Origin of the sequence: Rhizobium nepotum 39/7 (genome assembly GCF_000949865.1) — a bacterium.
In the GTDB taxonomy this organism is placed as follows: Bacteria; Pseudomonadota; Alphaproteobacteria; order Rhizobiales; family Rhizobiaceae; genus Agrobacterium; species Agrobacterium nepotum.
The window spans coordinates 23,657-36,868 of record NZ_JWJH01000015.1 but is presented as its reverse complement, the minus strand read 5'-3'; the positions used below and the strand labels follow the sequence as shown (position 1 = coordinate 36,868).

14 protein-coding genes are annotated in these 13,212 nt (G+C 60.2%); all 14 read right to left on the bottom strand.

Translation table 11 applies throughout. From position 1 onward, the window contains the following. Positions 1-8 precede the first annotated feature (8 nt). The gene (gene lnt / locus RS75_RS16145; protein WP_045022133.1) at positions 9-1,598 is read right to left on the bottom strand and encodes an apolipoprotein N-acyltransferase; all 1,590 of its coding nucleotides are present in this window, start codon (positions 1,596-1,598) and stop codon (positions 9-11) included. Positions 1,599-1,815: 217 nt separating this feature from the next. Beyond that, a complete protein-coding gene (locus RS75_RS16140; RefSeq protein ID WP_045022131.1) occupies positions 1,816-2,961 on the bottom strand; it encodes a hemolysin family protein in 1,146 nt (381 codons plus the stop codon). A gap of 15 nt (positions 2,962-2,976) precedes the next feature. Further along, entirely contained in the window at positions 2,977-3,483 is a 507-nt protein-coding gene (ybeY, locus tag RS75_RS16135) for an rRNA maturation RNase YbeY (RefSeq protein WP_045022129.1), read from the bottom strand. A gap of 9 nt (positions 3,484-3,492) precedes the next feature. Continuing rightward, complete coding sequence (locus RS75_RS16130) at positions 3,493-4,548, bottom strand: PhoH family protein (RefSeq protein WP_045022127.1); 1,056 nt, start codon at positions 4,546-4,548, stop codon at positions 3,493-3,495. Between the two features lie 40 nt (positions 4,549-4,588). Further along, entirely contained in the window at positions 4,589-5,992 is a 1,404-nt protein-coding gene (gene miaB / locus RS75_RS16125) for a tRNA (N6-isopentenyl adenosine(37)-C2)-methylthiotransferase MiaB (protein WP_045022125.1), read from the bottom strand. Between the two features lie 162 nt (positions 5,993-6,154). Next, positions 6,155-6,949 (bottom strand): lysophospholipid acyltransferase family protein, encoded by a 795-nt coding sequence (locus RS75_RS16120; RefSeq protein WP_045022120.1) that lies wholly within the window; start codon positions 6,947-6,949, stop codon positions 6,155-6,157. Positions 6,950-6,979: 30 nt separating this feature from the next. Then, a complete protein-coding gene (locus tag RS75_RS16115) occupies positions 6,980-7,408 on the bottom strand; it encodes a Fur family transcriptional regulator (RefSeq protein WP_045022118.1) in 429 nt (142 codons plus the stop codon). Between the two features lie 69 nt (positions 7,409-7,477). Next, positions 7,478-7,972, bottom strand: a complete 495-nt coding sequence (locus RS75_RS16110; RefSeq protein WP_045022117.1) for a GNAT family N-acetyltransferase — start codon at positions 7,970-7,972, stop codon at positions 7,478-7,480. 40 nt (positions 7,973-8,012) lie between these two features. After that, positions 8,013-8,681, bottom strand: coding sequence for a tRNA (adenosine(37)-N6)-threonylcarbamoyltransferase complex dimerization subunit type 1 TsaB (tsaB, locus tag RS75_RS16105; RefSeq protein ID WP_045022116.1), 669 nt, complete (start codon positions 8,679-8,681; stop codon positions 8,013-8,015). A gap of 22 nt (positions 8,682-8,703) precedes the next feature. Next, the gene (locus RS75_RS16100) at positions 8,704-9,267 is read right to left on the bottom strand and encodes a NifU family protein (protein ID WP_045022115.1); all 564 of its coding nucleotides are present in this window, start codon (positions 9,265-9,267) and stop codon (positions 8,704-8,706) included. Positions 9,268-9,435: 168 nt separating this feature from the next. Then, positions 9,436-9,927, bottom strand: coding sequence for a universal stress protein (locus RS75_RS16095; protein ID WP_003514782.1), 492 nt, complete (start codon positions 9,925-9,927; stop codon positions 9,436-9,438). 116 nt (positions 9,928-10,043) lie between these two features. Next, positions 10,044-11,108, bottom strand: coding sequence for a tryptophan--tRNA ligase (gene trpS / locus RS75_RS16090; protein WP_045022114.1), 1,065 nt, complete (start codon positions 11,106-11,108; stop codon positions 10,044-10,046). A 103-nt stretch (positions 11,109-11,211) separates the two neighbouring features. Next, complete coding sequence (locus RS75_RS16085) at positions 11,212-11,616, bottom strand: VOC family protein (protein ID WP_045022112.1); 405 nt, start codon at positions 11,614-11,616, stop codon at positions 11,212-11,214. Continuing rightward, positions 11,616-13,205: a murein biosynthesis integral membrane protein MurJ gene (gene murJ, locus RS75_RS16080; protein ID WP_045022110.1), complete on the bottom strand. Its 1,590-nt coding sequence runs from the start codon at positions 13,203-13,205 to the stop codon at positions 11,616-11,618. The genes RS75_RS16085 and murJ overlap by 1 nt, the downstream gene beginning before the upstream one ends. Between the last annotated feature and the right edge of the window lie 7 nt (positions 13,206-13,212).

Sequence of the window (13,212 nt, the reverse complement as noted above, 5' to 3'; positions counted from 1 at the left end):
GGTCCTGGTCAATTCTGACGCCGAGCAAAACTCCAGGCAGGAAATACCGCAACGATCAGCATAATAGAAAAAATCAACCAGAAATACGTCCGATGTATGTCGTAGGTAAATGCGTCGTTTGACCCACCACTCAAGGTGGCGTCAACAATTCCGGCCCGACCGTAGTCCAAACCGGCGATAATGCGGCCATAGGGGTCTATCACGGCCGAAATGCCGGTATTGGCGCCACGAATCACCGGCACACCCGTTTCGACGGCCCGCACTCTGGCCTGCAGAAAATGCTGATATGGGCCCGGCGTATCGCCAAACCAGCCATCATTCGTCACGTTCAGGATCGCTGCCGCCCCCGCCAGACCCGGCGTCATCTCGCCGGGAAAAATGATCTCGTAACAGATCAGGGGATAGAAGGTCTTGCCGGAAGGAAGCGTGAGCGGTGTGCGCGAAGAGGCGGCAGAAAAGCCGCCCGGCAGGCTGATGACGTTGTTAATGCCGAATTCCCGCAGGATACCTTCGAAGGGGACATATTCTCCAAAGGGTGTCAGATGGACCTTGTCGGTCGCGCCGATGATTTCACCTTGGCTGTCGATCGCATAGACCGAATTGTAATAACGCGGCGGCCGGCCGGCGCCCTGGTCTTCCATTCTGACGGCGCCGGTGAACAATACCTGCCCGTCCTCCAGCGTTTTTGCGATTTCCGCCAGCGCGTCCGGATTTTGCGTCAGGATGAACGGCACGGAGGTCTCCGGCCAGACAACGATATCGGGGCGTTTTTTGCCTTCGCCGGGCGGCAGGGCCGTCAGCTGCAGATGCTCGCTGAAAATTTCCGCCCTGTCGTCGTTCAGCATTTTGCGAGACTGATCGATCGACGGCTGCACGATCCTGACCGTCAGCGCGTCCGCCGCCGTCTCCACCGGCGTCTGAAGGCGGTAAAAGCCATAACCGACATGACCGGCCAGCAGCAGACCCGCCACGACCAGACCCGGCCACATGCCTTTTTTCGTGCCGATCAAAGCGGGGGCTGCAAAAATGAAAACGGCAAGCGTGGTCACGCCGAAAAGACCAAGCAGATGCGCCGACTGCATCATGATCGGCACGGGCATGATGCCGTAACCGATGGCATTCCAGGGAAAGCCGGTCGCCACGAAGCTGCGCAGCCACTCCAAAAGGCCGAATCCGGCCGCAAGCGCGGCGATGCGACCGAGGCCATCCGACCAGACGATATTGGCGGCTGCGACCGCAACACCGTAAAACAGCGCAAGGAGAGCCGGAAGGCCGAGGATGGCGAGCGGCAGCGCCCAGGCGAATTCATCCGCTTCCAGCAAAAGGGCATTGCCCAGCCACCACAGGCCCGCCACGAAATAACCAAGCCCGAAACACCAGCCAATGCCGAAAGCGGGCATGATGCGGCTGAAGATGCCGCCGCCGGGTTTGCCGGTGCAGCCATCCACAAGCCAGACAAGCAGGGTAAAAGACAAAAACAGCGCCGCGAAAAAGCCGAACGGAGGCAAGGCCAGCGCTCCGACCGCGCCTGCGGCAACCGCCATCGCTGCGCGGCTTTTGCCGTTGGCCAGCATTACCCTGCCTGCAAGACGCTCCATACCATCTCCGTTTTATGCGCGTCCGGGAAAGACCGCTCCCGGCAAGACCGCGCCACGGAATTTTCCCTTAGACCCGACGTAAAGGAAAAAAGATTCGCAGTCCACAGGAGGGATGAGTGCCGGAGCGTCATGCGCCGTTCCACAGGGCATTCAACTCCGTCGAATTGGGGTATCGAACACGGGCAAGCGACGGGGAACTATACCCCGTCGTTCTTCCTCAATCGGCATTCTGCTGGTGGGTGATCAGGCGAACATCCGGCCCGGGCAGCGCGATCACCTCATTGTCGCCGGCCTCGCCCGGCGCGCGGTCATCCTGCCCATCCGAGCCGTGATCACGGACGATGCGGACGCCCTTGATACGCCTCGAATCCGCATCGAGAATCTGGAATTCGAAACCAGGAACGGCCCGGACCACCTCGCCCTTGGCCGGAATGCGGCCGAGCGCGAAGAAGATGAGGCCCCCCAGCGTATCGATTTCTTCCAGATGCTCGCGGACATCGAATTCCGGCCCGATCGCCTCGGCAAGTTCGGTCAGTTCGGCGCGGGCATCCGCCACCAGCACGTCATTGGAAAGACGCGAAAACATCGTCTCATCCTTGTCGTGCTCGTCATCGATGTCACCCACGACCATCTCGACGATATCCTCATGGCTGACGAGACCGTCCGTGCCGCCGTATTCATCGATCACGAGGGCAAGCTGCGTTCTCTGCGCCTGCATGGTCTTCAAAAGATCGGAGGCCAGCATGGAGGGCGGCGCGAAAAGAATTTTACGCACCAGCCCGGCATCGGCCACCGTCTGCTCGAGATCCACCCGTGCCAGGTCGAAATTCGGTCGTGGCGAACGCGGCGCCTTCACCTCGCCATAAGCGACGCTTCGCGATCCCGCCCGGCGCTTGTTGCGGGCCTGCTTGGCGACATAGGCCAGCAAATCGCGAATGTGGATCATGCCCTTCGGGTTATCCAGCGTCTCATCATAGACAGGCATGCGGGAGCGTCCGGTTTCCTCGAAGAGGATCAGCGCCTCGCCGATGGTCATGTTCTGGTCGAGACCGTCGATATCCACCCGCGGGATCATGATATCTTCGAGGCTCACCTCCCGGAAACGCAGGATATTGTTCAGCATCGCCCGTTCTTCGGGCGAAAAGGCGGCACCGATTTCGGTGTCGGCCATCAGCGCGTCGGTCAGATCCTCGCGCAGGCGCTCGCCCTGTGACGGTTTCAGCAACCGTCCGATGCGCGACCAGATCGTCGATCTCGGCTTTGCATGGGAGTCGTTCCGTAAGTGACTACTGCCCTCCTCCGAAGAGGACTGCTCACCGTTTTCTCTGCCCTCATTGGCAGGTCGTGCAGAATGTTCGTTCATGGCTCCAGACAATACTCAAAGCGGTTCCTGTCCCGCATAAGGATCAGATAGGCCAAGCACCGCCAAAATGCGAGTCTCAAGCGACTCCATTTCTTCCGCTTCCTCCTCATCCATGTGGTCGTAACCGAACAGGTGCAGGAACCCATGAACGAGAAGATGGGTCAGATGATCCCCGAAACTCTTCTCAAGTTCAAGAGCCTCGCGTTCAACTGTCTCACGCGCAATGACGATATCGCCCAGCATGGGACCGGGCATTCCGCCCGGTTCCAGCGGAAAAGCGGGAAAAGACAAGACATTGGTCGCCTTGTCCTTGTCGCGCCATTCGGCATTGATTTCCCGGATATTTTCATCGTCGGTAAAGACCAGCGACAGTTCCACCGGCATTTTCGGGAAGGGTTGCTCCTCTTCCCGCTTCAAACAATCGACCGCCGCATCCAGCACTCTGGTTGCGAGGGCAAGCAGGTCCTCTTCCGAGGACCAGCCTTCGGTCTCGACGCTGATTTGAATATCCAGAGCTGTCATTGTCTTGCGTCAGTTGCCCTTCACGAGGCTCTCATCCGGCACCGCCGTGTGGGATTCATAGGCCCTGACGATACGCGCCACCATCGGATGACGCACGACATCGACATCCTTGAAGCGCACGACGGACACGCCTTCCACATCGCCGAGGATTTGCAGGGCCTCGACAAGACCGGACTTCACGCCGCGCGGCAGGTCCACCTGGCTCGGGTCGCCCGTCACGATCATGCGGCCTTTCTCGCCCAGACGGGTCAGGAACATCTTCATCTGCATGGTCGTGGTATTCTGGGCTTCGTCCAGAATGACGGCGGCGTTGGCAAGCGTGCGGCCGCGCATGAAGGCGAGCGGGGCGATTTCGATGACGCCCGCCTGAATGGCGCGCTCCACCTTGTCACCCGGCATCATGTCATAAAGCGCGTCGTAAAGCGGGCGCAGATAGGGATCGACCTTTTCCTTCATGTCGCCCGGCAGGAAGCCCAGCCGTTCGCCCGCTTCCACTGCGGGGCGCGACAGGATGATGCGATCGACCGCGCCGCGCTCCAAGAGTTGCGCCGCATGCGCGACGGCCAGATAGGTTTTGCCGGTACCGGCGGGGCCGACGCCGAAAACCAGCTCGGATTGCTCCAGCGCCCGCATATAGACATCCTGCGTCGGCGTGCGGGCAGCGACGGTCTTCTTGCGCGTGGAAATCTGCGCCATGGAGATCTTCGCCTTGCGCTCCATCGTCGGCAAGGTCAGCTGGTCGTCTGCCGCCATGGCCATGCGGATCGCGCCTTCCACGTCGGAAACCTCGGCGGTTCCGCCCTTGAGCAGGCGCTCATAAAGGAAGTCCAGCGCCCGGCGGGCCTGATTGGTGGCAACGACATCGCCGGTGATGGCAACGGAATTGCCGCGCGGGCGGGCATCGATGTTGAGGCGCTGTTCCAGCAGCTTCAGGTTCTGATCGAACTGACCGAATAGCTCTCCCGCTATCCTGTTATTCTCGAACGTGAGGACGAAGTGATTGGCGTCGGTCGCGGCTGAGCGTGGCTGGCGCGATGAAGGTGATACCAATTCGTGTGCGTTCAAGCGGTCAGGCTCCTGTCCCAATCAGTGTCGGCTCCTCACTCTAACTCTCTGCCACCTCGGCAAACAAGCTGTTTGGACCCGTTGCGGTGATTCGTACATTAACAATGTCACCGATTTTCAACGTCTTTGCATCAAGATTCACAGATTGCAGCCAGGGAGAGCGACCTATCAACTGTTCAGGCATGCGGCCGGGCTTTTCCAGCAACACATCCATCGTCTTTCCGACCAGTGATTCCGCAAATTCCCTCTGCTGCCGCAGCAACAGAGCCTGCAATCTTTCCAGTCGCTCGGCCTTCACCTCTTCCGCAACCTGATCCGTCAGGTCCGCGCCCGGGGTGCCGGGACGGGTGGAATATTTGAAGGAGAAAGCCTGCGCGTACTTCACCTGCTCGACAATCGCCATCGTATCTTCAAAATCGCGATCCGTCTCGCCCGGGAAGCCGACAATAAAGTCCCCCGACATGGCGATATCAGGGCGGACGGCCCGGATTTTCTCAATGAGCTGGATATACTCCTCGCCCGTATGGCGACGGTTCATCGCCTTCAGAATGCGATCCGACCCTGATTGCACCGGCAGGTGCAGATAGGGCATCAAGATACGCAGATCGCGATGAGCGCCGATCAAGCGGTCATCCATATCGCGCGGATGGCTGGTGGTGTAGCGAAGCCGGGCAAGCCCCGGAATTTCCGCCAGGCGGTACAGCAGCTCCGCAAGGCCCCATTTTTCACCCTTGGCGCCTTCGCCCTGCCAGGCGTTGACGTTCTGGCCAAGCAACGTGATTTCGCGCACGCCGGCATCGACCAGCTTCATCGCCTCATCGACGATCTGGCGCACCGGGCGGGAGACTTCCGAACCGCGCGTATAGGGCACGACACAGAAGGTACAGAACTTGTCGCAGCCTTCCTGCACCGTCAAAAACGCCGTGACGCCGCGCGCGCGCAGCGTCGCCTTTTCGGCGACGGGCAGATGCTCGAACTTGTCCTCGACGGCATATTCGGTCTCGATGACGCGTTCACCGCCGCGAACCCGCTTCAGGGCGTCCGGCAGGCGATGGTATGTCTGCGGGCCGATGACGACATCGACGGCGGGCGCACGGCGAAGGATTTCCTCGCCTTCCGCCTGCGCCACGCATCCGGCAACGCCGATCACGAATTCGCGCCCCTGCTCTTCCCGCGACTTTTTCATGTCGCGCAGGCGGCCGAGCGCCGAATAGACCTTTTCAGCCGCTTTTTCACGGATGTGACAGGTGTTCAGGAGCACCAGATCCGCCTCGCCCATATCCTCCGTCTGAACGTAACCGTCCTTCGCCAAAGCATCGCTCATGCGCACGGAATCGTAGACATTCATCTGACAGCCATAGGTCTTGATAAAGACTTTACGGCTGTTTGCCCCATCGCGGGCGATCACTTCGGAGGCGTCGAGGCTAATGGTTTCCTGGGTCATGGCGGTTATCTAGTGTTTTTCACGCGCGGATTAAACAGAAAAATACCGGAAAAACGACGATGCTGGAGCAACGAGAAAGAGCCGAACCGATTCGGTGGCTCCATATTTTTGTTTGCGCATCGGATTTTTGCGAAAACCGTGCACGCTTTTCGGTCCGATGCGCTATTTGCGCCAGCCACCGCGCAGGCTGAATGCCAGCATGGAACGGATGGCGGCGGCGATATCCATCGCCAGACGTTTGCGGTTGTCGGTGCTGTGGAACGGAACGCTGTCACCGAATGTCACGTCGACGTCGATGGCGCCCGCCTTGATGATGCCGAGCAGATGCGGCACCAGGGTTATGCTGCCCGGCCAGGCCGCAATGACCCGGTGGTAACGGCCCATGGCCATGCCCTGCACCCGCGTATAGGCAATCGCAACCGGCTGCACATAAACGAGCTTGCCCGGAACCTGTTCGGCCGCAGTGGAGGCCGCGCCGAACAGCGACGATTTGACGGCGAGCATGCGGTTGCCATCCGAGGTGGTGCCTTCGGGAAACAATACGACGATCTCGCCATCGGCCATGCGGGTGGCAATCTCGCCGACCTGCGCACCGGTGCTACGCTTCTGTTCCCGCTGGACGAAGATGCTTTTCTGCAGGCGGGCGAGCCAGCCGAAGACGGGCCAGTCGCGCACTTCCGTCTTGGCGATGAACACTACGTCGGCAATGCTGCCGAGAACGAGGATATCCTTCCAAGAGGCGTGGTTGACCGCCAGCATCAGGGGTTTTGCCCGCTCCACCTTACCGTGGACGTGCACGCGGATGCCGAGAACATAGCAGGCGATACGGTGCCATAGGCGCGGAATGCGGCGACGTAGCCGCCAGTCGAAGGCGAGGCCCAACAGTTGCAGCGGCAGCAATATAAGCGTGACGATCAGAAGAACGACCGCAATATAGGCTGTCCGGAGCCACATCATGATTGAACCGTGCGCTTGTTCACCGGCGTCTCAGCGCTCGCCGGGCTTCAACGGCACGCCGTAAAGTTCCAGCCGGTGATCCACGAGCCTGAAGCCGTGCTCCCGGGCGATCTTTTCCTGAAGCGCCTCGATCTCGGGCGAATGAAACTCGATGACCACACCGTTTTTCAGATCGATCAGATGATCGTGATGTTCTTCGGGCACGGTCTCGTAACGCGAGCGACCATCACGAAAATCGTGACGCTCGATGATGCCGGCGTCTTCGAACAGCTTCACCGTTCTGTAGACCGTGGAAATGGAAATGCGCGGATCCACGGCGGAGGAGCGGCGGTAAAGCTCCTCGACATCGGGATGGTCGGCCGATTCCTGCAGCACACGGGCGATGACACGGCGCTGGTCCGTCATCCGCATGCCGCGCTCGGCACAAAGTTCCTCCAGCGTTTTCGAAAGGTCTATCACGTCTTCTGGCCTTTTGAGTATTCCAGTTGAATTTCGGGGCTCTCGCCGAAAAATGCCTGTCGCAGGGAACTAGCGAAGATCGCGGCGCATGACAAGCGCCGTCGACTTCGCGCCATCCTTGGCGGTGTAATAGGCCTTGCGCTCCGCAACCGTTTTGAAGCCGAGCTTTTTATAAAGCCCGAGAGCGGAGGCATTGTTGCTGTCCACCTCGAGAAACATGGTTTCGGCGCCGCGCATCATCGCCTCGCGAACGGCCGATTGCATCAGGCGCCAGCCGAGGCCATTGCGCGCGAACTTGTCGGCCACGGCAACGGTCAGGATTTCCGCTTCGCCGGCCACTTCCCGCGCTAGTACGAAACCACCGAGCGGCTTGCTGAAAAATGCGTTGGTCTGACGCGCGACGGCACCGAAAACCGAGCCTTGCGTCAAAAGTCCGGAAAACTCCCCGTCATTCCAGGCGCGCGGAAAGCGCAGCGCATGCAGTTCCGCCACTCCTGCGCAATCCTCGTGCTGCATCGGCACGATCTCGAAATAGGGTTTCCAGCTTAGATATTCGTCAAACATAACAAGGAATCATCCGCATGCATTCACGGGATGCCACCTATCAGGCAACGCTCTGGCGTGCCAGCGCAAAACCCGTCTGCGGCCGGGCATCGGGACCGCGAAGGTAAAGCGGCGCAGGTTTCGGCATGCCTTTCGGCTTCTGTCCACCTGCCCGCGCGACGGTAGCGATCGGGAAATGATCCGGCCCCGATCCCGCTTCCGATCCCACAAAAAGAGGGGCGGCGGAGCCAATGACCGCGCCGTCGAAACCGGAAAGAGCCGTTTTGGCATCCTCCAGAGACAAAAGGGCGGCCTCACCGAGCGGCGTTCCATCCGCCGAAAATGTCTGGAGATAGGCTTCGCCACGTTTGGCGTCCAGCCCGACGGCAACGGGCCGGCCCGGATTATCCAGCAGATGATGCAGGGCAATCGTTTCGAGCGTGGTTACGCCCACCGCCTCTATGCCGAGCGACAGGGCAAAGCCCCGTGCTGCGGCAACGCCGACGCGAATGCCGGTGAAGGAACCCGGCCCGATAGTGACCGCAATGCGCTCGATCTTCTGGAGCGGCAGTTGCGCCTGCTGCAGGGCGCCGTCGATCACAGCCATCAGCCTTTCGGCATGACCTTTGCCGATCGTTTCGCATACCTCGCCCAGCACCGTGTCGGAGGCGCTGTCATAAACGCAGGCAGAACAGTCCACGCCTGATGTGTCGAGTGAAAGAACAATCATGGCGTGGCCTGGCTTACAAATGTCATACGGCTTCGACTTCGCGCACTTCCGGCACGAAATGGCGAAGCAGGTTCTGAACGCCGTGTTTCAGCGTGGCGGTGGAGGACGGGCAACCCGAGCAGGCGCCCTTCATGTTCAGGAACACCGTACCGTCGCGGAAACCGCGGAAAGTGATATCGCCGCCATCCTGCGCTACAGCGGGACGGACGCGGGTATCGAGCAATTCCTTGATGGTGGCGACAATGGTTTCGTCACCCTCTTCGAAGAACTCGCCTTCTTCATCCGACACTTCAGCCGCGACGGCGGTGCCCATGATGGGACGGCCGGACATGAAATGTTCCATGATCGAGCCGAGAATGGCGGGCTTCAGATGCTGCCATTCGGCGTCGTCCTTGGTGACGGTGATGAAATCAAAGCCGAAATAAACGCCGGTGACACCCGGAATGGTGAAGAGACGCTCCGCCAGCGGCGAGGCCTGCGCCTGCGCGGGGTTGAGGAACTCCACTGTCCCGCTTTCCAGCACCACCTTGCCGGGCAGGAACTTGAGGGTCGCGGGGTTCGGCGTGGCTTCCGTCTGAATGAACATCGTCTGTCTCCTTCGAGGTCGCCGTTCACGCCCCGTAATTTAGAATTCTTCCAAAAAATACGCCTGGCGAAGCCTTACTTCAAGCCCTGACATGATAATTACATTCAAGAAATCGTCAGCCTCTAATTCTTGTCCGAAGACCGTGCCTGCTTTCAGGCCGGGCAACGATCAGCAGAGCGCGTCGATTTCCTCATCCGTCAGCGTATCCGGCAGCACGGTAACGGGGATGGGAAAGGCCGCGCCCCGTCCGGAAATGGAGGAGACGAGCGGTCCCGGCCCTTCCTTTGTCGACCCCGCCGCCAAAACCAGAATGGCGATATCGCGGTCTTCCTCGATAAGTCCGTGGATCTGTTCGGTCGCGCCGCCTTCGCGGATCACCGCTTCCGGCTCAATGCCGATGGTCTCACGCACCTTCTGGGCGATCTTGGCGAGCGTGGCTTCCGCCTCCTCACGCGCCTCGGCCCGCATGATCTGCTCGACGCCCAGCCATTGCTGGAAATCGCCTTCCGGGATCATGTAGAGCAACACCAGTCCGCCATTGGAGTTCTTGGCGCGACGACCGGCATAGTGCACGGCCCTTTCGCATTCCGGTGTGTCATCGATAACAGCGAGAAATTTGCGACGATGCCCTTCCAGACGCGACAGCCGTTTTGAAACCATTCCGCACTCCCTGTGTCCGCCGCGATCCGAGAAACCCGCCCGACGGTTCGGGCGGAGATTATATCAAATCGCGGCAGGCGCAAACCACTGGCTGCGATCCGCCGGGCGACCTGTGGTCAGCGGAGGAAACCGATGATGTCACGCACCTCGTTCATCGTCTTTTCGGCGATTGCACGCGCCCGCTCGCCGCCCTGCTTCAGGATGGCGTCGATGTGGGTCGGATCGTCGAGAAGACGGCGCATCTCGTTATTGACGGGCGCGAGCACGTTGACGGCAAGCTCCACGAGAGCCGGCTTGAAGGCCGAGAACTGCTGGCCGCCGAATTCGGAAAGAACATCCGCCTTCGTCTTGTCCGACAGTGCCGCATAGATACCCACGAGGTTTTCGGCTTCCGGGCGGCCCTTCAGGCCTTCCACTTCGCTCGGCAGCGCGTCCGGGTCCGTCTTCGCCTTCTTGATCTTTCTCGAAATGGCGTCGACATCGTCCATGAGGTTGATGCGCGAAAGATCGGACGGATCGGACTTCGACATCTTCTTGGTGCCGTCCTTCAACGACATCACGCGCGGGGCCGGACCGCCGATCAGCGGCTCTACCATCGGGAAATAGGCACGCACCGGCTCGTTGCCCACCGTGATATCAAGCCCAAGACCAGCGTCGCGGATATGGTCGCCGAAATCGATATTGAATTTCTGGGCGATGTCGCGGGCCAGTTCCAGATGCTGCTTCTGGTCGTCACCGACAGGAACATGGGTGGCGCGGTAGACCAGAATGTCAGCAGCCATCAGGCTCGGATAGGCAAGCAGGCCGAGGGACACCTGCTCGGCATTCTTGCCAGACTTGTCCTTGAACTGCGTCATGCGCTCCATCCAGCCGATGCGCGCCACGCAATTGAAGACCCATGCCAGTTCGGCATGCTGCGGCACGGCCGACTGGTTGAAGACGATATGCTTCACGGGGTCGATGCCCGCGGCGATGAAGGCGGCCGCGATGGAACGGGTCTGCGCCTTCAGGTCCGAATGAACGAGCTGGGCGGTGATGGCGTGCATGTCGACCACGCAATAGATGCAGTCGTTATCTTCCTGCAAAGCCACGAATTTGCGGATGGCGCCAAGATAATTGCCGAGATGCAGATTGCCGGTCGGCTGGACGCCCGAGAAAACCAGCGGCTTGAATGCGTTCATTGTCGTCCTCGAAAAGGCTTGTGGAGGGCCCCGCCCCGTGGTTGAATTTGCACGCGCGCTTATGCACCCGCAGCCCCTCGCAATCAAGCGGTTTCAGGGTGCATCAGCCGCGTGGTTGAAGAAGATCCCAGCGATTTCCGTAGGGGTCGGAAAAGACCGCGACGGAACCGTAAACCTCGTGGCGAGGTTCCTCCAGAAAACGCACGCCGCGCGCGAGCATCGTCTCGTAGTCGCGGGCAAAATCTTCGGTGTGGAGGAAAAATCCGACACGTCCGCCGGTCTGATTGCCGATGGCAAGGCGCTGCGCCTCACCATCCGCCTCGGCAAGCAGCAAGCCGCAGCCGTCGGCTCCTTGCGGCTTCACCACCAGCCAGCGCTTACCGTCGTCAAGAGGCTGGTCGGAAAGACAATCGAATCCTAGAACCTCGCAATAAAAAGCCTTTGCGCGGTCGTAATCATCGACCACGAGGGTTACCAGCGTGATACGGCGGTTTCCGGCAAAGGACATCAGCCTGTCTCCGTCTCGACGTTCTTCTTGCCGCGCTTCCGGACGGCTCTCTTGACCATGCCGAGATCGGCGCCACCCGAAACAAAGGCCAGCACGAAATAAACCAGCATGGCCGCGAACACGAGGCCCATAATGGTTCCGGCCCGAACGAAAATGGAGGAGGCGGAGGACAGCTCGAAGCTCAGATAGGTCAGCGCATAGTGAACGAAGCCCGCCATGAGGGCAGCGGCCAACAGCAGGCGCGGAATGCGGGTGAGAAGCGGAATATCCACCTGCCAGTGGCCGCGCCATAACAGCATGGCGAACAGCAGGGCGGCGTTCACCCAACCGGCCGTGATCTCGGCGATGGCGATACCCGGACCGCCGAGACGCGGAAACAGCGTCAGTGCCAGAGAGACGTTCACCGCCACGGAAATCGCCGCGAAGATCATCGGGGTGCGGGTATCCTCGCGGGCGAAGAAGCCGGGAATGAACGCCTTTATCAGCACGAAAGCCGGCAGGCCCAGCCCGTAGATACCGAGAATTTCAGCGACAGTGACGGTAGCCGAAGGTGCGAAATTGCCGCGCTCGTAAAGAAAGCGCACGATCGGCTCCGCCATGACGAGAAGTGCGGCTGCGGCCGGCAATGTCAGGAACAGCACGAATTCGACCGAGCGGTTCTGCAGGCTTCCCGCCTCGACCATATGCCCGCCGCGCAAAGCCCGCGCCAGTTCCGGCAAAAGCACGGTGGCGACGGCGATGCCGACGACACCGAGCGGCAGCTGGTAAATCCGGTCCGCATAGGCAAGCGACGAAATCACACCCTCACCGGCGGACGCGATATTGGTGTTGATCAGCAGATTGATCTGGGTGATGCCGCCGGTGATTGCCGCCGGCAAAGCCAGTACCAGAAGCCGCTGGACGTTCTTCGTCAGCCGCGGCCTGCGGAAACCGATCCGCATGCCGGCATTGCGCACGGCGATCCAGACGATGGCGAGTTGCACCAGACCTGCTGCCATCACCCCCCATGACAAGGCATACCCTACCTGAAGCGGGTCATAATTCTTCCACCATGCCCAGGCGAGCACGCCGATAAGAATGATGTTAAGGAAAACCGGCGCGATCGCGGCTGCGAAATAACGGTGCAGCGAATTCAACATGCCGCCCATCATTGCAGCCAGCGACATGCAGGCGAGATAGGGAAACATGATGGTGGCGAGATGGACGGTGTTGTCGAACTTCACCGGGTCTTCCAGAAAGCCCGGCGCAATCACGGTTCGCACGATGAACGGCATCGACAGTTCCATCAGGATCGTCAAAGCCAGAAGCACGGTGAACAGAACGCCGAAGACCTCCTCGGAAAAGCGCCTAGCGCCCTCCATGCCGTTCGCCTCGATCTCCTTGGCGAAAAGCGGCACGAAAGCCGAATTGAACGCGCCTTCGGCAAAGAGACGCCGGAAGGTGTTCGGAAAACGGAAAGCGGCGTTGAAGGCATCGGCCACCGGGCCGGTACCGACGGCGGCGGCCATCAGGGTTTCGCGGAGGAAACCGAAGATGCGGCTTCCGAGCGTGGCCGTGCCGACCGTGGCGAACTTGCCGATCAAGCTCATGGGGATT

Bases quoted from the DNA above. Each gene is read 5' to 3' on its own strand.
- lnt (WP_045022133.1), bottom strand. From the start codon at position 1,598: ATGGAGCGTCTTGCAGGCAGGGTAATGCTGGCCAACGGCAAAAGCCGC.
- RS75_RS16140 (WP_045022131.1), bottom strand. From the start codon at position 2,961: ATGAACGAACATTCTGCACGACCTGCCAATGAGGGCAGAGAAAACGGT.
- ybeY (WP_045022129.1), bottom strand. From the start codon at position 3,483: ATGACAGCTCTGGATATTCAAATCAGCGTCGAGACCGAAGGCTGGTCC.
- miaB (WP_045022125.1), bottom strand. From the start codon at position 5,992: ATGACCCAGGAAACCATTAGCCTCGACGCCTCCGAAGTGATCGCCCGC.
- RS75_RS16120 (WP_045022120.1), bottom strand. From the start codon at position 6,949: ATGATGTGGCTCCGGACAGCCTATATTGCGGTCGTTCTTCTGATCGTC.
- RS75_RS16110 (WP_045022117.1), bottom strand. From the start codon at position 7,972: ATGTTTGACGAATATCTAAGCTGGAAACCCTATTTCGAGATCGTGCCG.
- tsaB (WP_045022116.1), bottom strand. From the start codon at position 8,681: ATGATTGTTCTTTCACTCGACACATCAGGCGTGGACTGTTCTGCCTGC.
- RS75_RS16100 (WP_045022115.1), bottom strand. From the start codon at position 9,267: ATGTTCATTCAGACGGAAGCCACGCCGAACCCCGCGACCCTCAAGTTC.
- RS75_RS16095 (WP_003514782.1), bottom strand. From the start codon at position 9,927: ATGGTTTCAAAACGGCTGTCGCGTCTGGAAGGGCATCGTCGCAAATTT.
- trpS (WP_045022114.1), bottom strand. From the start codon at position 11,108: ATGAACGCATTCAAGCCGCTGGTTTTCTCGGGCGTCCAGCCGACCGGC.
- RS75_RS16085 (WP_045022112.1), bottom strand. From the start codon at position 11,616: ATGTCCTTTGCCGGAAACCGCCGTATCACGCTGGTAACCCTCGTGGTC.
- murJ (WP_045022110.1), bottom strand. From the start codon at position 13,205: ATGAGCTTGATCGGCAAGTTCGCCACGGTCGGCACGGCCACGCTCGGA.